The sequence below is a fragment of the Agrococcus terreus genome (assembly GCF_014645235.1).
GTDB lineage: Bacteria > Actinomycetota > Actinomycetes > Actinomycetales > Microbacteriaceae > Agrococcus > Agrococcus terreus.
In genome coordinates, this window is sequence record NZ_BMLM01000001.1 from 444394 (window position 1) to 466241 (window position 21848).

Here is a 21848-nt window from a genome sequence, read left to right on the forward strand (position 1 = left end):
CTACGCTCGCAAGCAAGGAAGGGAGGCAGCGATGTTCGAGAGGTTCACGGACCGCGCCCGCCGAGTCGTTGTGCTCGCGCAGGAGGAGGCGAAGCTCCTCAACCACAACTACATCGGCACCGAGCACATCCTGCTCGGCCTCATCCACGAGGGCGACGGCGTCGCCGCCAAGGCGCTGGAGCAGCTGGGCATCTCGCTCGACGCCGTGCGCGCGCAGGTGCAGGACATGATCGGCACCGGCAGCCAGCAGACCACGTCGCACATCCCGTTCACGCCGCGCGCCAAGAAGGTGCTCGAGCTGAGCCTGCGCGAAGCGCTGCAGCTGGGCCACAACTACATCGGCACCGAGCACGTGCTGCTCGGCCTCATCCGCGAGGGCGAGGGCGTCGCCGCCCAGGTGCTCGTGAAGCTGGGCGCCGACCTCAACCGCGTGCGCCAGACGGTCAACCAGCTCCTCGCCGGCTACCAGGGCAAGGAGACCACGGCGGTCGGCGGCGAGCAGACGCAGCAGTCCGACGCCAAGGGCTCGCAGATCCTCGACCAGTTCGGGCGCAACCTCACGCAGGCCGCCCGCGACGGCAAGCTCGACCCGGTCATCGGCCGTGAGAAGGAGATCGAGCGGGTCATGCAGATCCTCTCGCGCCGCTCCAAGAACAACCCCGTCCTCATCGGCGAGCCCGGCGTCGGCAAGACCGCCGTCGTCGAGGGCCTCGCGCAGGCGATCGTCAAGGGCGAGGTGCCCGAGACGCTCAAGGACAAGCAGGTCTACACGCTCGACCTCGGCTCGCTCATCGCGGGCAGCCGCTACCGCGGCGACTTCGAGGAGCGGCTCAAGAAGGTGACGAAGGAGATCCGCACGCGCGGCGACATCATCACCTTCATCGACGAGATCCACACCCTCGTCGGCGCCGGCGCGGCCGAGGGCGCGATCGACGCGGCCAACATCCTCAAGCCGCTGCTCGCGCGCGGCGAGCTGCAGACGATCGGCGCCACGACGCTCGACGAGTACCGCAAGCACTTCGAGAAGGATGCCGCGCTCGAGCGCCGCTTCCAGCCGATCCAGGTGAACGAGCCGTCGGTCGCCCACACGATCAACATCCTCAAGGGCCTTCGCGACCGCTACGAGTCGCACCACAAGGTCACGATCACCGACGGCGCGCTCGTCGCCGCCGCCAACCTCGCCGATCGCTACGTGCAGGACCGCTTCCTGCCCGACAAGGCGATCGACCTGATCGACGAGGGCGGCGCGCGCCTGCGCCTGTCGATCCTCTCGGCCCCGCCCGAGCTCCGCGAGTTCGACGAGCGGATCGCCGACGTGCGCACCCGCAAGGAGGCCGCGATCGAGGGCCAGGACTTCGAGGCCGCGGCGCGCCTGCGCGACGAGGAGAAGGAGCTGCTCGGCGAGCGCCTCCGCACCGAGAAGCAGTGGCGCTCCGGCAACGGCGGCCCCACGGGCGTGCTCGACGAGGGCGTGATCGCCGAGGTGCTCGCGAACGCGACCGGCATCCCGGTGTTCAAGCTCACCGAGGAGGAGTCGGCCCGCCTCATCTTCATGGAGAAGGCGCTGCACCAGCGCGTCATCGGCCAGGACGAGGCGATCGCGGTGCTGTCGAAGACCATCCGTCGCCAGCGCGCCGGGCTCAAGGACCCGAAGCGCCCCTCGGGGTCGTTCATCTTCGCCGGCCCCACGGGCGTCGGCAAGACCGAGCTCGCCAAGGCGCTCGCGGAGTTCCTGTTCGACGACGAGGACGCCCTCATCTCGCTCGACATGTCGGAGTTCAGCGAGAAGCACACCGTCTCGCGGCTCTTCGGCGCCCCTCCCGGGTTCGTCGGCTTCGAGGAGGGCGGCCAGCTCACCGAGAAGGTGCGGCGCAAGCCGTTCTCGGTGGTGCTCTTCGACGAGATCGAGAAGGCCCACCCCGACATCTTCAACTCGCTGCTGCAGATCCTCGAGGAGGGCCGCCTCACCGACGGCCAGGGCCGCGTGGTCGACTTCAAGAACACCGTCATCATCATGACGACGAACCTCGGCACGAAGGACATCGCCGGCGGCCCCGTCGGCTTCGTGCTGGAGGGCTCGACCGAGGGCGACTACGAGCGGATGCGCGCGAAGGTCCGCGAGGAGCTGAAGCGCAACTTCAAGCCGGAGTTCCTGAACCGCGTCGACGAGACGATCGTGTTCCCGCAGCTCTCGGGCGAGGAGCTCCTGCAGATCGTCGACCTGTTCGTCAAGCGCCTGGCCGAGCGGATGCTCGACCGCGACATGACGATCGAGCTCACCGAGGCGGCCAAGAAGCGCCTGATCCACATCGGCTTCGACCCGGCGCTCGGCGCCCGGCCGCTGCGGCGCGCGGTGCAGCACGAGGTCGAGGACGTGCTCAGCGAGAAGATCCTGCACGGCGAGCTGGGCTCGGGCGAGCACGTGACCGTCGACTACGTCGACGAGCAGTTCGTGTTCACCCACACGAGCCCGGAGCCGCACGAGCCGGCGCTCGAGCCGGCCGACGCCTGATCCGACCGCACCACGAGGGGCCCCTGCGGGGGCCCTTCGTGCTGTCCGGACCGATCGTCACCATCCGTTCACCCGGATGCAACGGACGGGGGTTCCGCGATGCATCGCCGGTCCGTAGGGTCGAGAGCGGTGCGCCACGAGCGCGCCGTCCCGTCACCTGCATCGGAGAACCAGTGAACACGCACGCGAAGAAGCGAACGCTCGCGGCCGGCGCCGCCTGCGCGGTCGCGGCAGGCCTGCTCGTCGCCCCGGCGACGGCCAGCGCCGCCCCGATCACCGTCGATCCGGCGACCACGGCGGTCGTCAACCTGCTCCACTTCAACGACTTCCACGGCCGCCTCGACCGGACGCAGACGGTGCAGTTCGCCGGCACGGTCGAGCAGCTGCGCGCCGACTACCCGGACAGCTCGCTGCTGCTCTCGGGCGGCGACAACATCGGCGCCTCGAACTTCACCTCCGCGTCGCAGGACGACGAGCCCTCGATCGAGGTGCTCAACGCGCTCGAGGTCGACGCGGCCGCCGTCGGCAACCACGAGTTCGACCGCGGCGTCGACGACCTCACCGGTCGCGTCGACGCGCTCGCGGACTTCCCCTACCTGTCGGCGAACGTCACGCTCGACGGCGCTCCCATCGGGCCCGCCTACGAGACCTTCGAGGTCGACGGCATCACGGTCGGCGTCATCGGCGCCGTCACCGAGCAGACCCCGAGCCTCGTCGACGGCGCCGGCATCGTCGGCGTCGAGTTCGGCGACCCCGTCGAGGCCGTCAACGCCGTCGCGGCCGAGCTGACCGACGGCGACCCCGCCAACGGCGAGGCCGACGTCATCGTCGCCGAGATCCACGAGGGTTCGCAGATCCAGCTCGCGACCAACGCGCCGCAGGCCGAGCAGCAGGCGGCGCTCGGCGCCGACGCAGCCGCGGGCGGCCCGTTCGGCGAGATCGTCACGGGCCTCTCGGCCGACGTCGACGTCATCTTCAACGCCCACACGCACCGCACGTACTCGTGGCTCGCGCCCGTCCCGGGCGTCGCGGGCGCCACGCGCCCCGTGGTGCAGTCGAACGAGTACTCGAACCTCGTCGGCCAGGTCGTGCTCGCCGTCGACCGCGAGAGCGGCGACGTCTCGGTCGAGGCGCTCACGAACCACGCGCGCACCACGGCATCGGTCGACTCGCTCGTCGCCGCCCACCCGCGCGCGGCGGCCGTGCAGACGATCGTCGACGCGGCGGTCGAGCAGGCCGCCGTCATCGGCAACGTCGAGGTCGGCACGATCTCGGGCCCGATCACGGTGCCCGCGCTGTCGAACGGCAACCGCGGCGAGGAGTCGACCGCGGCCCAGCTCGTGGCCAACATGTACCGCGACCAGCTCGCCGACGAGGGCCGCGGCGGCGCCGACATCGGCGTCGTCAACCCTGGCGGCGTGCGCGACAGCCTGCTCTACGCGGCGACCGAGCCGGAGGCGCAGGACGGCATCGTCCGCCTCGCCGAGGCCAACACGATGCTGCCGTTCATCAACAACCTCTGGACGATCACGATGACCGGCGCGGAGCTCGACGAGCTCCTCGAGCAGCAGTGGCAGCGCACCGCGGACGGCACGCCGCTCACCAGCGGCCGCACCTACCTGCAGCTCGGCCTCAGCGACAACGTCACCTACGTCTCCGACCCCTCGCGCGCCTTCGACGACCGCGTGAGCGACATCCGCATCGACGGCGAGCCCGTCGCGGCGGACCAGGAGATCCGCGTCGCGAGCGCATCGTTCCTCATGGGCGTCAACGGCGGCACGCCGGGCGACAACTTCTGGGCCTTCGCCGAGGGCACCGACGAGCGCGACTCGGGCCTCGTCGACCTCGACGCGCTGCTCGCCTACCTGGGCGACAACCCCGGCCTCGCGCCCGACTACTCGGTCCGGCACGTCGACGTGGTGGGCCTCCCCGATGCGCCGGTCGCGGAGGGCGCGGCGCTCAGCCTCGAGGTCTCGCAGATCGACCGCATCCGCTCGCTCGGCGCCGAGGTCTCGGCCGCGGTCGAGGTCGTGGACGCCGCCGGGGCCGTCATCGGCACCGGCGCAGTGGAGATCGTCGCAGACGCTACCGGCGCTCCGCTGTCGACCACCGCGCAGGTCGAGCTGGTCGCCACGGCACCGGGTGCGACCGGCGCCGAGGCGACGGAGCAGACGTACACGCTGCGCGCCGAGAACGGCACCGCGATCCCGTTCGAGGTCACGGTCGTCCCCGCCGCCGAGCCGGAGGCGCCCGGAGGCGGTCACCCGGTGTTCGGCGACGAGCACCCGGTCCATGGCGACGACCACCCGGGTCGCGGCTTCGACCGCGGCTCGCACCCGGTGTTCGGCGACGACCACCAGGGCAAGGGCAAGGGCGGCAAGGGCGACCCGCGCGCCGTCTGACGCATCGCGACGGGGCTCCGAGGCGCACCTCGGGGCCCCGTCGGCGTGGGCGGCCGCCGCTAGCGTCGCCCCGTGACGCGCTTCCTCTTCGACACGGCCACCACGATCACCGGCCACCTCGCCGACGACGAGCACTCGCTCGCCTGGCTCTTCGCCGTGCCGGGCGGGGCGGAGCCCGACCCGAGCCTCCTGCCGCAGGGCCACACCGTGCTCGTCGAGGGGTCGAGCACCTACGAGTGGCTGCTCCGCGAGGGCGACCTGCTCGCGCATCCGGAGCGATGGGCGGAGTTCCACGGCGACCGCCCGGTGTTCGTGTTCAGCACCCGCGCGCTGCCCGCGCCCGAGGGCGCCGACGTGCGGCTCGTGCGCGGCCCCGTGGCCGACGCGCTGCCCGCCATCCGGGAGGCTGCGGGGGAGGGCGACGTGTGGATCGTCGGCGGCGGCGACCTCGTGGGGCAGTTCCTCGAGGCGGGCGCGCTCGATGAGATCCGCCTCTCCGTCGCGCCCGTCGCGCTGCCGGGCGGTGCGCCGCTGCTGCCGCGCCGCGTCGGGTCCGACCGGCTGCGGCTCGTCGAGGCGCGGCAGGCGGGGCAGTTCGCGCGCCTCGTCTACGAGGTGGTGCCGCCCGCGTCCTGAGCGGCGGGCGCGCGAGTGCCGCTCAGGGCGCGGATGCGGCGGTGGTTAGGCTGGTCGATCGTGACCGCCGAGACCGCCCAGACCGCGCCCGTCACCGTGCGCGCCGCCCGCACCTCCGACGTGCGCGCGATGCGCGAGCTCATCGAGCCGTACGTGCGACGACGCATCCTGCTGGGCAAGGAGCTCGTGACCCTCTTCGAGGCGGTGCAGGAGTTCGTGGTCGCCGAGCGCGACGGCGAGATCGTCGGCTGCGGCGCGCTGCACGTGCTGTGGGAGGACCTCGGCGAGGTGCGCACCATCGCCGTCGCGGAGGGCGTCATGGGACTCGGCGTCGGCCACCGGATGCTCGACGCGCTCGAGCAGCGAGCGCTCGACCTGGGCCTCAGCCGGCTCTTCTGCCTCACCTTCGAGACGGAGTTCTTCGGCCGCCACGGCTACGTCGAGGTCGCCGAGCAGGTCGTGAGCCCCGAGATCTTCGGCGAGCTGCTGCGCTCGATCGACGGCGGCGTGCACGAGTTCCTCGACCTGGCGCACGTGAAGCCGAACACCCTCGGCAACACGCGCATGCTGAAGCGGCTCTGAGCCCCGACGCGCCTACCCTGGATCGGTGACCAGGGGGACGACGGGCCGAGCGCCCAGCGCGAAGCGCCGCGCAGCCGTGCGCCGGCGCCGCACCCTCCTCGGGCTGCTCGCCATCGTCGCCGTCGCGGCGCTCGTGCTGCTGCTGTGGCGCCCGTGGGAGGGCGGCGAGCCCGCCGCGCAGCCCGCGCCCACCGACTCGCCCGCCGCCTCCGAGGCGCCCGAGCCGACCCCGGAGCCGACGCAGCAGTTCACGCCCGTCGGCGGCACGCCGCCGCCCACGGGCGCGCCGACGGATCCGTGCGCGGCCGAGCAGGTGCGCATCACCCCCGCGACCGACAAGGGCGAGTACGCGGGCGGCGAGCCCGTGCAGCTGTCGTTCACGATCGAGAACACGGGCGACGCGGCATGCTCGCTGAACGCCGGCACGTCGCAGCAGGAGTACGAGATCCGCTCGGGCGACCAGGTCGTCCACCGCTACACCGACTGCGCGGCCGACGTGCAGGACGACGTCGTGCAGCTCGAGCCGGGCGCGCCGCAGTCGACCGTGCCCATCGAGTGGGACCGCACCGCCTCCTCGACCGAGACCTGCGGCTCCGAGCGGACGCAGGTGCCCGCCGGCGGCGCGACCTACGAGCTGGTCGTACGGGTGGGCGAGCTCACGAGCCAGGCGCCCGCGCAGTTCACGCTCCGCTGACGCGCGGCGCGGAGTAGGTTCGCCCCAGGGTCACATCGGCTCAGGGTCACATCGGCTCAGTGTCACACCGGAGGTGCGCATGGGCGAGCAGCAGCCGACGCAGGTCGGAGTCGACGTCGACGTCGTGGTCGTCGGAGCCGGACCGGCGGGGCTCGCCGCCGCGACGGCGCTCGCTGACGCGGGCCGCACGGTCGCCGTCCTCGAGGCCCGCGGGCGCGTGGGCGGCCGCACGTGGACCGACACCGTCGACGGCGCGATGCTCGAGCTCGGCGGGCAGTGGGTCTCGCCGCACCAGACGGCGCTGCTCGAGACGATCGAGCGGCTCGGCCTGACCACGTTCCCGCGGTACCGCGCCGGCGAGTCGGTCTACGTCGTCGACGGCGAGGCCGTGCGCTACGAGGGCGACTTCCCGATCGACCCCGACACCGTCGACGAGCTCGACCGCCTCATCGGCGACATCGACGCGCTCTCGCACGAGGTCGATCCGGATGCCCCGTGGGACCACCCGCGCGCCCGTGAGCTCGACACCGTCTCGTTCGAGGCGTGGCTGCGGGAGCAGACCGACGACGCGGCCGCCGCGCACCTCGCGGCGCTGTTCATCGGCCCGGCCATGCTCACGAAGCCGTCGCACGCGTTCTCGGCGCTGCAGGCGCTGCTCATGGCCGCGAGCGCCGACGGCTTCGCCAACCTCGTCGACGAGGACGAGATCCTCGACCGCCGCGTCGTCGGCGGGATGCAGCTCGTCAGCATCCGGATGGCAGAGGCGCTCGGCGACGCCGTGCACCTGGGCGCGCCCGTGCGACGGATCGTGCGCGACGACGACGGCGTCGTGGTCGTCGCCGACGGCGTGGTCGCCCGCGGCCGTCGCGTCATCGTCGCCGTGCCGCCCAACCTCATCACCCGCATCGACGTGCAGCCGCCGCTGCCGCGCCGCCAGCACCAGCTGCACCAGCACCTCTCGCTCGGCCTCGTCATCAAGGTGCACGCCGTCTACGAGCGGCCGTTCTGGCGCGACGCGGGGCTCTCCGGCACGGGCTTCGGGCCCGATGAGCTCGTGCATGAGCTGTACGACAACACGAACCACGACGATCCGCGGGGCACGCTCGTCGGCTTCGTCTCGGACGAGCACGCCGACGAGGCGTTCCGGTGGAGCGACGAGGAGCGGCGCGAGCGCATCCTCGCGTCGATCGCGCGCTACCTCGGCCCGGAGGCGCTCACGCCGACGGTCTACTACGAGAGCGACTGGGCGAGCGAGGAGTGGACGCGCGGCGCCTACGCCGCGAGCTACGACCTCGGTGGCCTCCACCGCTACGGCGCCGACCAGCGGCAGCCCGTCGGACCGATCCACTGGGCGTGCTCCGACTATGCGGGCCACGGCTACCAGCACGTCGACGGCGCCATCCGCTCGGGGCGACAGGCGGCCGACGACGTGCTCGCGTCGCTGCGGTAGCCCCGCCCACTCCCACCGGGCGAGCAGCGCGCGTCCCCGCCCGCCGGTCACCCTCCGCTGATCGAGGAGCGCGCGGCCGTAGGCCGCACGCGTCTCGAGACCACCCTGGCCTAGAAGTCCGGCACCCCCGCTGGCTCGCGCCGCCCCGCCGGCGCCGACTCCTGCCGCCCGGCGCGGATCGTCTCGGGCACGGCGTTCCGCACGAGCGCCGCCGACTCGTCGACGACCCGCGCGTAGCCGAGCCGCTTCGCCTCGGTCGCGCGCCGCTTCGCCGCGCTCGCGGCCCGGATCTCGCCGGCGAGCGAGATCTCGCCGATGGCGGCGAGCCGCGGCGGCAGCGCCACGTTGCGCGCGGCGCTCGCGATGGCGAGGGCGATCGCGAGGTCGGCGCCGGGCTCGGTGAGGCGGATGCCGCCCACGGTCGAGACGTAGACGTCCTCGCTGCCGAGCGGCATGCTCGCGTGCCGCTCGAGCACGGCGAGCACCATCGCGACGCGCGACGAGTCGACGCCGTTCACGACCCGGCGCGGCTGCGCGGTCGAGGAGCGCACGACGAGCGCCTGCACCTCCACGGGGATCGCGCGGCGGCCCTCGAGCGCCACGGTCACGCACGTGCCCGGGAGCGGCGTCGACGAGCGCGAGAGGAAGAGGCCCGAGGGGTCGGTCACCTCGACGATGCCGTCGCCGGTCATCTCGAAGCAGCCGACCTCGTCGGTCGGGCCGAAGCGGTTCTTGGAGGTGCGCACGAAGCGCAGCGCCGTCTGCCGGTCGCCGTCGAAGTGGGCGACGACGTCGACGAGGTGCTCGAGCAAGCGGGGGCCGGCGACCGAGCCGTCCTTCGTGACGTGGCCGACGAGCAGCAGCGGCACGTCCGCCTCCTTCGCCGCGCGCGTGAGCGCCGAGGCGACGTCGCGAACCTGGCTCGGACCGCCCGCGAGGCCGTCGTTGTCGGCGCTCGCGACGGTCTGCACGGAGTCGACGATGACGAGCTCGGGCGCGGTGTCGCGGATCTGGCCGAGGATCGTGCCGAGGTCGGTCTCGCTCGCGAGGTAGAGCTCCGGCTCGAGCGCGCCCGTGCGCTCGGCGCGCAGGCGCACCTGCGCGAGCGACTCCTCGCCCGACACGTAGAGCACCCGCCGCCCGGCGCGCGCCGCCGTCGCGGCGACGGCGAGCAGCAGCGTCGACTTGCCGACGCCCGGCTCGCCCGAGCACAGCACCACGGCGCCGGGCACGATGCCGCCGCCGAGGACGCGGTCGAACTCGCCGATGCCGGTCGCCCAGCGCGGCGCGTCGGCGGCGGTGAGCTCGGTGATGGGGCGCGCAGCGCGCGAGGCGGGCACCGACGACGCGGCCACGCGCGCCGCCGCGCCGCCCGCCTCCTCGACCGTGCCCCACTGCTGGCACTCGCCGCAGCGCCCGACCCACTTGAGGGTCGTCCACCCGCACTCGGAGCAGCGGAACGCGGGTGCCTTGGCCATGCGAGCGAGGCTACCGGCGGGCACCCACGCGGCCGTGCGGCGCGCCTCGCGGCGTTCCTGCAGGGAGCGCGGCTAGCGTGCCCGCATGCTCAGCGTCGGCTCGATCGTCATCAGGGTCGCCGATCTCGAGCGCCAGCTGCTGTTCTGGACCGCGGCGCTCGACTACGAGCCGCGGCTGCCGCTCGACGACGGCTTCGCGCTGCTGCGCCCGCGCTCCGGCCAGGGCCCGAACGTCTCGCTCGACGCCGTGCCGAGCGAGCGCGTGCTGCCCCCGCGCATCCACCTCGACCTCTACGCCGACGACCAGGCCGCCGAGGTCGAGCGCCTCGAGGCGCTCGGCGCGCAGCGCGTGCACTGGCCGAAGCGGCCCGACGACGCCGACTACCTCATCATGGAGGACCCCGAGGGCAACCGCTTCTGCGTCATCGACGCCGGGCCCGGGGAGGCCGCATGACGGCCCACGTGCGCGAGGCGGCGATCGGCGACGCGGCCGGCATCGCGCGAGTGCGGGTCGAGACGTGGCGGGCCGCCTACGCGGGGCTCGTGCCGCAGGCGATGCTCGACCGGATGGACATCCAGCGCGAGGCCGAGCGCCGCGCCGAGCTGTGGGAGGAGCACCACGACCACCCGCACAAGCACGAGCTCGTCGCGGTCGCCGACGGCGAGGTCGTCGGATGGGCGGCCTTCGGCCCCGCGCGGGAGGAGATCCCCGGGGTCCCCGCCGAGCTGTACGCGATCTACGCGCTCTCGGAGCGCTGGTCGCGGGGCGTCGGGCACGCGCTGCTGATGGAGTCCGAGCGCCGGCTCGTCGCCGACGGCCATTCCGCCGCATACCTGTGGCGGCTCGAGGGGAACGACCGCGCCGCGCGCTTCTACGAGACGCACGGGTGGGCGCACGACGGCGGCCGGAAGGTCGACGGCGACCTCTGCGAGCTGCGGCACCTGCGCCGCTTCGACGCCTGAGCCGCTCCGGCGCCCGCGACCGACCGGCTGTTCGGCTCCGGCGCCCGTTCGCTCAGGCGGATGCAGGCGCCGGTTTGGGAGGCGGTCCGGGCCTCGTGTAGGCTCTCCTCTTGGTGACGTGTCCGAGCGGCCGAAGGTGCAACTCTCGAAAAGTTGTGTGGAGTAACCCTCCACCGTGGGTTCAAATCCCACCGTCACCGCCACAGGAAGCCCCGCAGCATGCGGGGCTTCCGTCGTCTCGCCATCGGTCGAGGAGGCGGTGCAGGCAGGGCGCTGCCGTCCCGAGGCCCTGAGGCTCGAGGAGGGCCCATGGAGCTCCCCGTCGTGCTCGGCGCCGCCGGCATCGCCATCGCTGCGATCGTCGCCGTCGTCGTGCTGCTCGTCGTCCGCGAGCTGCGCTCGCGCGGGCCGCGCCCCGGCGGCGCCCGCCCGGGTGCCGCGCCGGCCGGGCGGCTCGATCCGCGCGCCGAGATCGCCCTCACGCACCACGCGCGCGAGCGGATGGCGCAGCGGGGGGTCGGGCAGCGCGAGCTCGAGCGGGTCGTGCGGATGCCCGAGCGCACCGCCGTCGACGACCGCCAGGGCAGCATCCGGCTCGAGCGCGACGTGGGGGAGAACGCGCTGCGCGTGTGGGTGCTGCCGCCGTGGCCGTCCGATCGCGTGGTCGTGAAGACGACCGCGTGGAGCTACCGGCGCACGACGACGATCCCGCGCCGCGAGATCGGCCGCGTCGTCGGCCGCGGCGGCGAGCGGATCCGCGCGATCCAGGCGAGCAGCGCGGCGCGGATCTCGGTGCAGCCGGACGGCGTCGTGCGCATCAGCGGCGACTCGCAGGCGGCGGTCGACCGCGCGCTCGCGCTCGTCCGCGCGGAGGTCGCGGGCCGCTGATCCTCCGGCGCGGGGACTGCCTAGCGGCGTCGCCCGCGGCCCGGCTGCCGACCCTTCGCGGGCTTCTGCCCGCGCTGCGGACCGCGCGCCTTCGGCGGCTGGCGGCGCTGCGCGGTGGGAGTCTGCGCGGCGGGCGTCGGCGCGGCATCCTCGTCGCGGTCCTCGCCGCGGGACGAGCGCGCGGTGCGGCCGCGCACGATCCCCACGAGCTCCTGGTGCAGCGGGGAGTCGTCGGCGCGGCGCCACGCGAGCGCGATCCGGGTCGGCGGCACGTCGACGACGACGCGGTGGCGCGTCTCGGGTCCGCCGAGCGCACGCGCGACCGACATCGGCACGATCGCGATGCCCGCGCCCGTCGCGACGACCTCCAGCTGCTGCGCCGCGGTCATCCCGCCGCGCTCGACGCGCGCCTCGCCGGCGAGGTCGGCCTCCGCGACGTCGTCGAACGCGACGACCGGATGCCCCTTCGGCACGACGACGACCGCGAGCTCGGCGTAGAGCGGCACGACGTGCAGCGCCTCGTCCTCGACGGGCAGCCGCACGAGCGCCGCGTCGAGCTCGCCCGCGCGCAGCGCCGCGACCGCCTCGGCCTCCTCGAGCTGCACGAGCTCGATCGGCACGTCGGGCACCCGCTCGCCCCACACCCGCATCCACTTCGCGGGCGTGACCCCGGGCACGCCGCCCAGCCGGAACCGATCCACGGCACCCATCCTGCCGTGTCCGCGCCGACGAGGCGGAGGGTCAGGCGCGCTCGAGGAACGCGACGACGTCGGCGAGCTCCTCCGCCACGATCGCGTGCGCGCGGTGGTAGGTGCGGCGGTCGACGGCGAAGTGGCGGTCGAGCCACGGCGCCGAGCGCCGCACCTTGTCGACGTGGATGACATCGTCGAGGTCGCCGATCGTCGCGAGCAGCGGGATGCGAGGCTCGCGCCCGGCGAGCGCCGCGTCGCCCGGCAGCTCGCCCGCGTGCACGAAGGACGACAGGTGGGCGATCGAGGCGAAGCGCTCCGGCTCGAGGCGCGCGAGCTGCACGGCCATCGCGCCGCCCTGCGAGAAGCCGAGCAGGTGCACGCGGGAGTAGGAGTGCTCGAGGCCCTCGAGCCACGCGAGCACGCCCTCGGCGGCGGAGTCGATGAGGGCGTGGTCGTCGGCGTCGACGGGCGTGAACTCGAACCACGCGAAGCCGCCGCCGTAGGGGATCGGCGCGCGCAGCGAGGCGACGTCGAAGCGCTCCGGCAGGTGCGGGGCGAGCCCGAAGAGGTCGCCCTCGTGGCTGCCGAGGCCGTGCATGACGACGAGCAGCTCGTCGCCCGTTCCCTGCCGCCAGAGCACGGCGTCCGCGTCGATGGGGTGCATGGATGCTCCTTCCTCGAGCCGCGCGCGCCGCCGTCCGGCCGGCCGAGCGCGGCGCCTGCGCGGCGCCCTCGGACGGGCGCCCGCCGCTCCCCACACCGTAGCCTCGGAGCATGACGAGCACCTCGGCGACGACCCGCGTGCTCCCCGCGTCGGGCGGCCGCGGCGGCCGGACGCGCGCGCCGAAGCGGAGCGGCCGGGCACGCATCGGCCGCGTCGTCTCGCTCGACGCCGCGCGGGGCCTGCTCGTGCTCGCGACCGTCGCGTGGCTCGCCGCGCCGCGCCGGCCGGTGCCCGCCTCGCAGGCGTGGGGCGCGGTCGGCCTCGACGCGATCGCGCTGCCCGCGTTCGCCGTCGTCGCCGGCTGCGCGCTGGCCATGGCGCAGCACCGCGGCTGGACCTCCGGGGCGCGCGTCGCGGGGCGCGCGCTGCTGCTGCTCGCGCTCGGCGTCGTCATCGCCGCGGGCGCGGCGCTCGTCGCCGGCGCGGCGACGGGGGCGCGCTGGGCGCCCGAGGAGGGCGCGCTGGGCGGCCTCGAGCGGATCTCGGTGGGCGGACCGCTCGTGCAGCTCGCGGTGGCGACGGCGGCGCTCGGCGTGCTCGCGGCGATCGCCCGCAGCTGGAGCGCGTGGGCGTGGACCGTCGTGATCGCCACGGCGATCGGGGCCGGATCCCTCTGGATCACGACGGCGATCTGCGACGGCCCCAACGACGCGTGCAGCCCCGCGACGCTGCTCGTGGGCGGCGTCGCGGATGCGGCGGGCGTCGGCACGGACCCGGCGGTCGTCGCGACCGTCACGACGGTCGTGGCGGGCCTCGGGCTCGCGATCCCGGCGGCCGCCGGCGCCGCCCTCGTGCACGCCCTGCTGCGCGCCCGCAGCGTGCCCGGGGCGCAGCGCCGCCGCGTCGTCGGCTACGCGCTGCTCGCTGCGACCCTGTTCGGCGTGCTCGGCATCCTCGCCCACTTCACGCCCACGGTGTGGGGGCAGGCCGCCCTGCAGCCGAGCACCGCCATCTGGACGCCGCCCCTCACGCTCGCGGTGGCGTCGCTCGCCGCGGTGCTCGCGGCGGCGATGCACCCCTCGATCGACACCGACCTCCGCGGCGGCACCTCGGCGCTCGGCGCGTTCGCCGAGCCGTTCGCCGCGCTCGGCCGCTGCAGCCTGCTCGCGGTCGGCACGACGCTCGCCGCGCGCACGCTGCTCGAGGCGCTCCCCGCACCGAGCCCCGTCACGTGGTTCGCGCGCCTGGGCGACATCCCGTCGATCGTGCTCGCGCTCCTCGTGGCCGCGGCGTGGCTCGCGCTGGCGCTCGCGGCCGATCGCCGCGGGCGCCGCCTGCGCCCCTGACGCCGCGCCGGGCATCAGCCGTCGGACGCGCTGGCCTGGCACCATGGGGCCATGGCGGTGCGCACTCCCGATCCCAACCCCGGCTGGCTCAGCGACGACGAGCTGCGCGATGCGCGCGAGCGGCTGCCGATCCTCTACGTCGAGGCGATCCCCGTGCGCCTCGACGGCATCGGGCAGGTGACCGAGGTCGGGCTGCTGCTGCGCATGAACGCGCAGAGCGAGATGACCCGCACGATCGTCTCGGGCCGCGTCATGCGGGGCGAGTCGGTGCGGGATGCGCTGTACCGCCACCTCGAGAAGGACCTGGGCCCGATGGCCTTCCCGCAGCTGCCGGCGAGCCCCGTGCCGTTCCAGGTGGCCGAGTACTTCCCGCTGCCCGGCGGCGGCCTCTACAGCGACAGCCGCCAGCACGCGGTGTCGCTGTGCTACATCGTGCCCGTCACCGGATCCTGCGATCCGCGGCAGGACGCGCTCGAGCTCACGTGGCTCAGCCCGGAGGCCGCGGCGTCCGAGCTCGTGCTCTCCGAGATGGAGGGCGGCCGCGGCAGCCTCGTGCGCGCGGCTCTCGCGCACCTCGGCGCGCTGCGCTGAGCGCGGCCGCCCGAGCCGGGCGTCCGCCCAGCGGATGCGGCACGCGCCCCCATAGGCTGGCGGCATGAGCGCCGAGTACCAGGTCACCCTCGAGTGGGGGATGGAGGCCGTGCGCGCCTCGACCGCGCACGTGCTCGTGATCGCGGACGCCGACCGCGGGCCGGAGGCGCTCGAGCTGGAGGCCCGAGCACCGCGCAGCTCGCTCGTGCTCGGCGCGACGCTCGTCAACGCCGCGGAGGTGGCTCGCGCGGCGCTCGACGAGCAGGAGCGCCGCGGCGAGCGCACGACGGTCGAGATCGTCGCGGTGGGCGATCGCTGGCCGGACGGCTCGCTGCGCCCCTCGACCGCCGACCTGCTCGTGGCCGGTCGCGTCGTCGACGAGCTCGCCGAGCTCGGCATCGACTTCCACAGCCCCGCCTGCGCCGCCTCGTGCGCCGCGGCGACGGCGCTGCGGGGCGCCACGGAGGCGCTCGTCGCCGCTGAGGCGCTCGCGAGGAGCACCGCCGAGCCGCGCTGAGCAGCGCACGCAGCGCCGCCCCGTGCGCTACGCTCCGATCGTCACGGTGCGCTCCTGAGCGCCGACGCGCTCCGCGGCACTCTCCGCCGCGTCCCTCGAGCAGCAGCACTCCCATGCGCGCCTCCCTCCGCCACGCCGCCGTCGTGCTCGTCGCCCTCGTCAGCGTCCTCGGCATCGCCGTCCCGGCAGGGGCCACCCCGCCCCCGGCGCCGACCGCGCCGTCGGCTCCGGCGGTCGAGCCGACGCCGTCGGGCGATCCGGCGACGGACGGATCGGTCGCTCCTGCCGCACCGGCCGCCACCGAGCCCGCGGCGGCGCCGACGCCGACCTCGGGCCCTCCCGCGCAGGCTCCGTCGCCGTCCCCGACGAGCGCCGCACCGACCAGCCCCGCCCCGACGACCGATGCGCCCGCGGCCGACGCGCCGGCACAGCCGGAGGTGCGGAGGAGCCCCTCGGTGTGGATGACGACCGACGCGACATCCGTCCGCTATGGCCGGACGATGGCCGCCCACGGTCGGGTCCTCGCCGCGGGCGTGCCCGTCGCGGACGCGCCCGTGCGCATCGTCGCGAGGTCCACCCACACGGGCCGCTGGTCGCTGCTCGGCACGGTCTCGACGCGTTCGGACGGCCGCTTCCGCCTCGACGTGAAGCCGCTCGAAGGAGCCAGGATCAAGGCCGAGATCGTGGTCAGCGCGACCCTCGACGCGGCGAGCAGCGCCTCGCGGACCGTCATGGTCCAGCCGGGCCTCTACGGCGTCCAGCCCGCAGGATCGGCACCCGCCGTCCTCGGAGCCGAGCAGGTGGTCGTCGGGAGCGTGTACGCGCAGCTCGCGGGGAGGCGCGTCAAGCTCGAGGCCCTGGAGAGCGGCTCGTGGCGGACCCTCGTGCAGGCGTACGTGCAGCGCGACGGCCGCTTCGCCCTCCGCTACACCTCCGGATCGGCGGACGTCCGGGCGCTGCGCGTCGTCATGCCGTCCGGAGCGGGCACCGTCACCGCCGTGTCGAGCACGACGAGCATCACGACGTGGGCGAAGGGCGAGCAGCTCGGGTTCTCCGGTGCCCCGTGCTTCGGGGTCCGCGCGCTGCTCGACAGCGGCTGCGACGCGCGCGCGGGCGGGCTCATCGCGCCGACCACGGACCCTGAGCGCCTGCGGCCGCAGACCGGAGGCGCCTACTCCCGCGAGTGCTGGCAGTCCGACAAGGAGGCGCTCGTCCCGGTCTGCACGCTCGGGAGCAGCCGCGCGGACGCGCTGCGCGTCGCGTTCATCGGGGACTCCCACGCCGCCGGGTACGCCAACTCCATGCGCGCCGAGTTCACGCACTGGAACTGGTCGGTGGACGCCTACCTCGGGGTGAGCTGCCGATGGGAGCGCGTCCCGCTCGGCCACGGCTGCTCCGACCGCTACCGTCAGCTCTCCGCAGCCGTGCTGAGCGGGGAGTACGACGCGATCGTCTACACCGGCGTGCGGCACCCGTTCGTCGACCAGCCGGACGAGGCTGCGGCGGTGCGCGACCGGTACCTCGCGGCGTGGCAGCCGGTGCTCGACGCCGGCATCCCGCTGGTCGTGCTCGGCGACTTCCCGTACCTGCCCTCTGGCGGCGTCCGCTGCGTGACCGAGTCCGCGGGGGCGGCGCCCTTCGACTGCGCCGTGCCGCAGAGCGTGGGCCACCGCGGGTGGGATCCGATCCTCGACGCGGCTGCCCTCGCACCCGAGGTGCGGGTCGTCGACGTCACTCGCTACTACTGCGCCGACGGCACGTGCCCGCTGATCGTGGGCAACGCGGTCGTGTACCGCGATCAGCACCACATCACGGGCACGTACCTGGCCACCGTCTCCTCGAAGATCATGTGGGAGCTGCGCCGAGCGCTCCGCTGAGCCCGGGCGTCCGACACGCCCGTTCCCCGTGTCACCGGCCGTGGCTATGGTGCCCCCATGAGCACCGACGCTCCCGGCGGCCAGCCCGCCGAGCCGCGCGGCGGCAGCGACCGGCCCGTGCCGGCCCGCGGTTGGCGCACGTTCCTGCACACCCTCGTCAACACCGCCGCCGCCAACCTCACCACGAGCTTCCTCTGGTTCGCGCTCACCTTCTGGGTCTACCTCGAGACCCGGTCGGTGCTGGCCACCGGCATCATCGGCGGCGCCTACATGCTGTTCGTCGCGTTCGGCAGCATCCTCTTCGGCACGATCGTCGACCACCACCGCAAGCTGCGGGTCATGCTGCTCTCGAGCACGGTCACGCTGACGTCGTTCGCGGTCGCGGGCGGCATGTACCTGGTGCTGTCGGAGGAGGCGCTGCTCGACCTCGGGGCGCCGTGGTTCTGGCTGTTCACCGCGATCGTCCTGTTCGGCGCGGTCATCGAGCACATGCGCAACATCGCGCTCTCGACGACCGTCACGATGCTCGTGCCCGACGCGCAGCACGCCAACGCCAACGGCCTCGTCGGCACCGTGCAGGGGCTCGCCTTCATCGTCACGAGCGTGCTCTCCGGCCTCGCGATCGGCTTCGTCGGCATGGGCTGGACCATCGCGATCGCCATCGGCCTCACGGCGGGCACGCTCGTGCACCTGCTGACGCTCCGGTTCCCGGAGGACCGCGCGGCGGCCGAGCGGGTCGAGGGCGAGAGCGCGATCGACCTGCGCGGCTCGGTGCGCGCGGTGCTCGCCGTCGGCGGGCTCTTCGCGCTCATCGTCTTCTCGACGTTCAACAACCTCATCGGCGGCGTCTACATGGCGCTCATGGACCCGTACGGCCTCGAGCTGTTCTCGGTGCAGGCGTGGGGCATCGTGTTCGGCGTCGCCTCGACGGGCTTCATCGTCGGCGGCCTGGTGATCGCGAAGTTCGGGCTCGGCACGCGCCCGATGCGCACGATGCTGCTCGTCGTCGCGGCCATGGGCCTGCTCGGGGCGCTGTTCACGATCCGCGAGTCGTGGCTGCTCTACGCGGTCGGCATCTGGCTCTACCTGTGCCTCGTCCCCGCCGTCGAGGCGGCGGAGCAGACGGTCATCCAGCGCGTCGTGCCGCTCCAGCGGCAGGGCCGCGTGTTCGGCTTCGCGATGGCCTTCGAGTCGGCCGCGGCGCCCATCACGGCGTTCCTCATCGCCCCGATCGCGGAGTTCGCCATCATCCCGTGGGCCCGCTCGGACGAGGGCGCGGTGGCGCTCGAGCCGCTGCTCGGCACGGGCGTCGTGCGCGGCATCGCGCTCGTCTTCCTCGTCGCTGGGCTCGTGATGGTCGCGGCCTCCCTGCTCGCGTTCCTCACGCCCGCCTACCGGCGCATCAGCGAGTCGTACGCGACGTCCGCGCCGCTGGCGGCGACCGACGCCGACGACGGCGGCGCGGTGCAGACCGAGGCGCCGTCGGTCGCCGCCGAGCACAGCGCCGGCGAGCACAGCGCCGGCGAGCAGGCGGACGGCGGCGTCCCGCCGGTCAGCCCCGTCGACGCCGGCATCCGCGGCCCGTCCCTGCGGGGCGCACCCGAGCGGGCTCAGCCGCCGAGCAGCGAGGCGGGCAGCGCCGAGCCGCCCAGGTAGGCCGAGCGCACCGGCGCGGGCGAGCCGACCGCGGTGGCGTCGCGGACGACCTCGGGACCGGTCTCGGCGACGAACGGCGCGAGCCGCTCCCAGCCGAGCGCGGCCGCCGGCGGCCTCCCGTCGCGCACCTGCGCGCGGATCGCATCGAGGGGCAGCGGCGCTTCGCTCGCCAACAGCACCACGTTGCTGTGTCGGGCGCCCGCGAGCGTCGAGCCGGTCGTGACGATCGCGACCTCGGGGAAGGCCGCGCGGAGGGTCGCGAGCTGCGATCGCAGGAAGGCGAGCGGCGGGCCGTCGGCGGAGTTGGCGACGAGCGTGCCGCCGGGCGCGAGCGCGCGACGGGCGGCGGCGAAGCACTCCACGCTCGTGAACGGCGCGGGCACCCGGCCGGCCGCGAAGACGTCGATCGCGACGACGTCGACCGGCTCGCGCGCGGCCTCGAGCGCCGCGCGCCCGTCGCCCACCTCGACCGCCACGGACGCGGGCGGCGGCGCCGCCTCGGCGATGAGCTCGACGAGCGCGGGCTCGAGCTCGACGACCCGCTGCCGCGCATCCGGCTGGGCGGCAGCGATCGCGCGCGGCAGCGCGAGCGCGCCGCCGCCGAGGTGCAGCACCGCGGGCGCGGTGCGGCCCTCGACCGCGGCGAGCGCGGCGGCGAGCATCCAGCGGTGCGAGGCGTGCCGCGGCGGGGCGCCGGGCTCGCCCAGGTGCGACTGCGCGATGCCGTCGATGACCAGCACGAGGCCGTGCTCGTCGGGCTCGAGCGTCGCCTCGAGGCCGTCGGAGAGCGTGCGCCGCGTCATGCCGCCCGGCGCTCCCAGCGCACCTCGACCGCCTGCGGGGCGCCCTTCGAGCACGGGCGGCAGGCGTAGCGGCCGCGCGGCGCGCGGAACCGCACGTGCTCGTGGCCGCCGGGGCAGCGGCCGACCCAGCCGGCGCGCTCCGCGGCGATCTCGCCCTGGTGCGTGCGGCCGCCGACGTAGCCGAGCTCGCGCGCGGTGCGCAGCCAGCGCCGGCCGTGGCCCTCGCCCGGCCCCACCATCGCGTGCGCCACCTCGTGCAGCAGCGTCTGGTGCACCTCGTCGTCGTCCCAGCGCGCAGCGAGGTGCTTGGAGACCGTGATGCGCCGTGCGGTGAAGTCGGTGAGGCCCGCGCGCTTCACGGCGCGGTCGAAGCCGAACGACCAGGTGTCGTCGAGGTGCAGGCGGATGAGGGCCTCGGCCCAGCGCTCCACGCGATCGAGCTCAGCCATGGCGCACCCCCTCCCGCTCCGCCACGAGCATGCCAGGCGCCGCCCACCGGACGCGGCGCGCGCCGGCGCGGCGGGGGAGGGTCAGCGCCCGCCCCAGATCGGGTGGCTGGCGCGCGGCACGTCCTGCTCGGCCCGCAGCGCCTCGGTCTGTGCCCGGTCGGTCGCGACGAGCAGCGCGACCTCCGCCGCCTCCAGCTGCGAGGCGCCGAGCTCGGCCTCGCGGCACAGCTCGACGGCAACGGTGAAGTCGACGCACGCCTCGTGCCACTGCCCGAGCGCGAAGTGCACGGTGCCGCGCTGCTGGAGCGCGAGCGCCCACAGCTCCACCCAGTCGTTCGAGCGCGACTCGGCGATGATCGCGGTGCAGTCGCGGAGCGCCGTCGCGAGGTCGCCGCGGGTCTGCAGCACGGAGGCGCGCAGCAGCCGCGCCTCGGCGACGCGGTCGCGCGAGCCGCTCGCGCGGGCGAGCGAGACCGCCTCGGTGGCGGCGGCGAGCGCCTCGTCGAGCCGCCCGAGGCTCTCGAGCAGCCAGGCGCGCTCGGAGACGGCGGCGAGCGAGCGCTCCCGGCCGAGCTGGCGGAGGCGCCGCGCGGCCGAGGCGACGTCGACCGCGTTGCGGAGCGCCGTCTGGTCGTAGCCGATCGACTCGCTCATGCACGGCATCGTCCCGCATCCGTGGCCGATCGCCGGGCGCAACGCCGGGCGCGGCTCAGCCGAACAGGCCGCGGCTCGGCGCGGGGCTCGGCGTCGCGTCGGCGTCGCGCGCCGGCAGCGCGCCGCCGAGGAAGCGGGTGAGCTCGGCGCCGGCGACGACCTTGCCGGGCAGCGGGTCGCGCCGCAGCGCGCGGCCGATCGCCTCGAGGTCGGGCAGCTCGGCGCCCGCGACCGCCACGACGTTGCCGAAGCGGCGGCCCTTGAGCATGCCCGGGTCGGCGATCGCCGCGACTGCCCCGTGCACCTCGGCGAGCGCCGCGAGCTGCCGACGCACGAACCGCAGCGTGCGGTCGTCGGCCACGTTCACGACGACGACGCCGCGCGGCGCGAGGAGCGCCCGCACCTGCTCGTGGAACTCGACGGTCGTCACGTGCGCGGGCGTCTGCGAGCCCGAGAAGACGTCGACGACGACGAGGTCGACGCGGCCGGCGAGCCCGCCCGGCAGCCGCGAGAGCTGCTCGCGGGCGTCGCCGTAGCGCACCCGCACGCTCGCGCCGCGGGGGAGCGGCGCCACCTCGCGCACGAGCTCGACGAGCGCGGGCTCGAGCTCGATCACCTGCTGCCGCGAGCCGGGACGGGTGGCCTCGACGTAGCGGGGGATCGTGAGCGCGCCGGCGCCCAGGTGCACCGCCGTCAGCGGGCCCGGCGCGAGCGCGTCGACGACGTGGCCGATCTGCTGCACGTACTCGTAGACGAGCAGCTGCGGCCGCTCGGGGTCGACGTGCGACTGGGGCGTGCCGTCGACGACGAGCTGCCAGCCGCCGTCGGATGCGAAGCGCATCTCGGCGTGCAGGCCGGAGGCCAGGCGGCGGCTCGGCGTGGTCATGCACCCCATCCTGGCCGAGCGCGGCCGGGTGCCCGCGCCGCGCCGCCGCGCGACCGCGCTCCGAGCGCTCGCGGAGGTCCCGGATGCGAGGGGCGCGCGGGCGATAGC

Annotated in this window: 21 protein-coding genes and 1 tRNA gene; 15 read left to right on the forward strand and 7 right to left on the reverse strand. The window is 74.7% G+C overall.

The window, feature by feature from the left end:
* Positions 1-31 precede the first annotated feature (31 nt).
* The 6 genes from IEW90_RS02235 to IEW90_RS02260 all read left to right on the forward strand — a co-directional run bounded on the left by IEW90_RS02235 (position 32) and on the right by IEW90_RS02260 (position 8276).
* Positions 32-2512: an ATP-dependent Clp protease ATP-binding subunit gene (locus tag IEW90_RS02235; protein ID WP_188715604.1), complete on the forward strand. Its 2481-nt coding sequence runs from the start codon at positions 32-34 to the stop codon at positions 2510-2512.
* 173 nt (positions 2513-2685) lie between these two features.
* Positions 2686-4914, forward strand: a complete 2229-nt coding sequence (locus IEW90_RS02240; RefSeq protein WP_188715607.1) for a bifunctional metallophosphatase/5'-nucleotidase — start codon at positions 2686-2688, stop codon at positions 4912-4914.
* Positions 4915-4986: 72 nt separating this feature from the next.
* On the forward strand, positions 4987-5550 hold the full coding sequence (locus IEW90_RS02245; RefSeq protein ID WP_188715609.1) for a dihydrofolate reductase family protein: 564 nt from the start codon (positions 4987-4989) through the stop codon (positions 5548-5550).
* 33 nt (positions 5551-5583) lie between these two features.
* Positions 5584-6132 (forward strand): amino-acid N-acetyltransferase, encoded by a 549-nt coding sequence (locus tag IEW90_RS02250; protein WP_188715611.1) that lies wholly within the window; start codon positions 5584-5586, stop codon positions 6130-6132.
* Between the two features lie 25 nt (positions 6133-6157).
* Positions 6158-6826, forward strand: coding sequence for a hypothetical protein (locus IEW90_RS02255; RefSeq protein WP_188715613.1), 669 nt, complete (start codon positions 6158-6160; stop codon positions 6824-6826).
* A gap of 79 nt (positions 6827-6905) precedes the next feature.
* Complete coding sequence (locus IEW90_RS02260) at positions 6906-8276, forward strand: flavin monoamine oxidase family protein (protein ID WP_188715615.1); 1371 nt, start codon at positions 6906-6908, stop codon at positions 8274-8276.
* Between the two features lie 110 nt (positions 8277-8386).
* Here the strand turns inward: IEW90_RS02260 and radA are convergent, their stop codons facing one another.
* Positions 8387-9754: a DNA repair protein RadA gene (radA, locus tag IEW90_RS02265; RefSeq protein ID WP_188715618.1), complete on the reverse strand. Its 1368-nt coding sequence runs from the start codon at positions 9752-9754 to the stop codon at positions 8387-8389.
* Positions 9755-9839: 85 nt separating this feature from the next.
* On the opposite strand from radA, the gene IEW90_RS02270 reads away from it, so the two are divergent.
* The 4 genes from IEW90_RS02270 to IEW90_RS02285 all read left to right on the forward strand — a co-directional run bounded on the left by IEW90_RS02270 (position 9840) and on the right by IEW90_RS02285 (position 11605).
* Complete coding sequence (locus tag IEW90_RS02270) at positions 9840-10208, forward strand: VOC family protein (RefSeq protein ID WP_188715620.1); 369 nt, start codon at positions 9840-9842, stop codon at positions 10206-10208.
* Positions 10205-10717: a GNAT family N-acetyltransferase gene (locus IEW90_RS02275; protein WP_188715622.1), complete on the forward strand. Its 513-nt coding sequence runs from the start codon at positions 10205-10207 to the stop codon at positions 10715-10717. The genes IEW90_RS02270 and IEW90_RS02275 overlap by 4 nt, the downstream gene beginning before the upstream one ends.
* Positions 10718-10829: 112 nt before the next feature.
* Positions 10830-10920, forward strand: a tRNA-Ser gene (locus IEW90_RS02280).
* Positions 10921-11026: 106 nt separating this feature from the next.
* On the forward strand, positions 11027-11605 hold the full coding sequence (locus IEW90_RS02285) for a KH domain-containing protein (protein ID WP_188715624.1): 579 nt from the start codon (positions 11027-11029) through the stop codon (positions 11603-11605).
* Between the two features lie 20 nt (positions 11606-11625).
* On the opposite strand, the gene IEW90_RS02290 is transcribed toward IEW90_RS02285, so the two are convergent.
* Together IEW90_RS02290 and IEW90_RS02295 are read right to left on the reverse strand one after the other, a co-directional pair.
* Positions 11626-12306 carry a LysR family substrate-binding domain-containing protein gene (locus tag IEW90_RS02290; protein ID WP_188715626.1) on the reverse strand — a complete coding sequence of 227 codons (681 nt, stop codon included), beginning with the start codon at positions 12304-12306 and terminating at the stop codon, positions 11626-11628.
* Positions 12307-12346: 40 nt separating this feature from the next.
* A complete protein-coding gene (locus IEW90_RS02295) occupies positions 12347-12961 on the reverse strand; it encodes an alpha/beta hydrolase (RefSeq protein WP_188715628.1) in 615 nt (204 codons plus the stop codon).
* 110 nt (positions 12962-13071) lie between these two features.
* On the opposite strand from IEW90_RS02295, the gene IEW90_RS02300 reads away from it, so the two are divergent.
* The 5 genes from IEW90_RS02300 (at position 13072) to IEW90_RS02320 (ending at position 18948) form a co-directional block, all read left to right on the forward strand.
* Entirely contained in the window at positions 13072-14307 is a 1236-nt protein-coding gene (locus IEW90_RS02300) for a hypothetical protein (RefSeq protein ID WP_188715631.1), read from the forward strand.
* Positions 14308-14358: 51 nt separating this feature from the next.
* Positions 14359-14898 (forward strand): NUDIX hydrolase family protein, encoded by a 540-nt coding sequence (locus tag IEW90_RS02305; RefSeq protein ID WP_188715632.1) that lies wholly within the window; start codon positions 14359-14361, stop codon positions 14896-14898.
* A 64-nt stretch (positions 14899-14962) separates the two neighbouring features.
* Positions 14963-15415, forward strand: coding sequence for a hypothetical protein (locus tag IEW90_RS02310; protein ID WP_188715634.1), 453 nt, complete (start codon positions 14963-14965; stop codon positions 15413-15415).
* 500 nt (positions 15416-15915) lie between these two features.
* On the forward strand, positions 15916-17292 hold the full coding sequence (locus IEW90_RS02315; RefSeq protein ID WP_188715636.1) for an SGNH hydrolase domain-containing protein: 1377 nt from the start codon (positions 15916-15918) through the stop codon (positions 17290-17292).
* A 57-nt stretch (positions 17293-17349) separates the two neighbouring features.
* Positions 17350-18948, forward strand: coding sequence for an MFS transporter (locus IEW90_RS02320; protein ID WP_188715638.1), 1599 nt, complete (start codon positions 17350-17352; stop codon positions 18946-18948).
* Here the strand turns inward: IEW90_RS02320 and IEW90_RS02325 are convergent.
* From IEW90_RS02325 to IEW90_RS02340, 4 genes are all read right to left on the reverse strand, one after another.
* Positions 18903-19751, reverse strand: a complete 849-nt coding sequence (locus IEW90_RS02325) for a spermidine synthase (protein ID WP_188715640.1) — start codon at positions 19749-19751, stop codon at positions 18903-18905. The genes IEW90_RS02320 and IEW90_RS02325 overlap by 46 nt on opposite strands.
* Entirely contained in the window at positions 19748-20200 is a 453-nt protein-coding gene (locus IEW90_RS02330) for a SprT-like domain-containing protein (protein WP_188715642.1), read from the reverse strand. The genes IEW90_RS02325 and IEW90_RS02330 overlap by 4 nt, the downstream gene beginning before the upstream one ends.
* A gap of 81 nt (positions 20201-20281) precedes the next feature.
* Complete coding sequence (locus IEW90_RS02335; protein ID WP_188715644.1) at positions 20282-20854, reverse strand: hypothetical protein; 573 nt, start codon at positions 20852-20854, stop codon at positions 20282-20284.
* Between the two features lie 55 nt (positions 20855-20909).
* On the reverse strand, positions 20910-21740 hold the full coding sequence (locus tag IEW90_RS02340; protein ID WP_229679454.1) for a spermidine synthase: 831 nt from the start codon (positions 21738-21740) through the stop codon (positions 20910-20912).
* Positions 21741-21848: the final 108 nt, after the last annotated feature.

Excerpts from the sequence above, each read along its gene's own strand:
- IEW90_RS02235 (WP_188715604.1), top strand. The coding sequence starts at position 32 with ATGTTCGAGAGGTTCACGGACCGCGCCCGCCGAGTCGTTGTGCTCGCG.
- IEW90_RS02250 (WP_188715611.1), top strand. The coding sequence starts at position 5,584 with ATGCGGCGGTGGTTAGGCTGGTCGATCGTGACCGCCGAGACCGCCCAG.
- IEW90_RS02260 (WP_188715615.1), top strand. The coding sequence starts at position 6,906 with ATGGGCGAGCAGCAGCCGACGCAGGTCGGAGTCGACGTCGACGTCGTG.
- radA (WP_188715618.1), bottom strand. The coding sequence starts at position 9,754 with ATGGCCAAGGCACCCGCGTTCCGCTGCTCCGAGTGCGGGTGGACGACC.
- IEW90_RS02270 (WP_188715620.1), top strand. The coding sequence starts at position 9,840 with ATGCTCAGCGTCGGCTCGATCGTCATCAGGGTCGCCGATCTCGAGCGC.
- IEW90_RS02275 (WP_188715622.1), top strand. The coding sequence starts at position 10,205 with ATGACGGCCCACGTGCGCGAGGCGGCGATCGGCGACGCGGCCGGCATC.
- IEW90_RS02285 (WP_188715624.1), top strand. The coding sequence starts at position 11,027 with ATGGAGCTCCCCGTCGTGCTCGGCGCCGCCGGCATCGCCATCGCTGCG.
- IEW90_RS02295 (WP_188715628.1), bottom strand. The coding sequence starts at position 12,961 with ATGCACCCCATCGACGCGGACGCCGTGCTCTGGCGGCAGGGAACGGGC.
- IEW90_RS02300 (WP_188715631.1), top strand. The coding sequence starts at position 13,072 with ATGACGAGCACCTCGGCGACGACCCGCGTGCTCCCCGCGTCGGGCGGC.
- IEW90_RS02305 (WP_188715632.1), top strand. The coding sequence starts at position 14,359 with ATGGCGGTGCGCACTCCCGATCCCAACCCCGGCTGGCTCAGCGACGAC.
- IEW90_RS02310 (WP_188715634.1), top strand. The coding sequence starts at position 14,963 with ATGAGCGCCGAGTACCAGGTCACCCTCGAGTGGGGGATGGAGGCCGTG.
- IEW90_RS02315 (WP_188715636.1), top strand. The coding sequence starts at position 15,916 with ATGGCCGCCCACGGTCGGGTCCTCGCCGCGGGCGTGCCCGTCGCGGAC.
- IEW90_RS02320 (WP_188715638.1), top strand. The coding sequence starts at position 17,350 with ATGAGCACCGACGCTCCCGGCGGCCAGCCCGCCGAGCCGCGCGGCGGC.
- IEW90_RS02325 (WP_188715640.1), bottom strand. The coding sequence starts at position 19,751 with ATGACGCGGCGCACGCTCTCCGACGGCCTCGAGGCGACGCTCGAGCCC.
- IEW90_RS02330 (WP_188715642.1), bottom strand. The coding sequence starts at position 20,200 with ATGGCTGAGCTCGATCGCGTGGAGCGCTGGGCCGAGGCCCTCATCCGC.
- IEW90_RS02335 (WP_188715644.1), bottom strand. The coding sequence starts at position 20,854 with ATGAGCGAGTCGATCGGCTACGACCAGACGGCGCTCCGCAACGCGGTC.
- IEW90_RS02340 (WP_229679454.1), bottom strand. The coding sequence starts at position 21,740 with ATGACCACGCCGAGCCGCCGCCTGGCCTCCGGCCTGCACGCCGAGATG.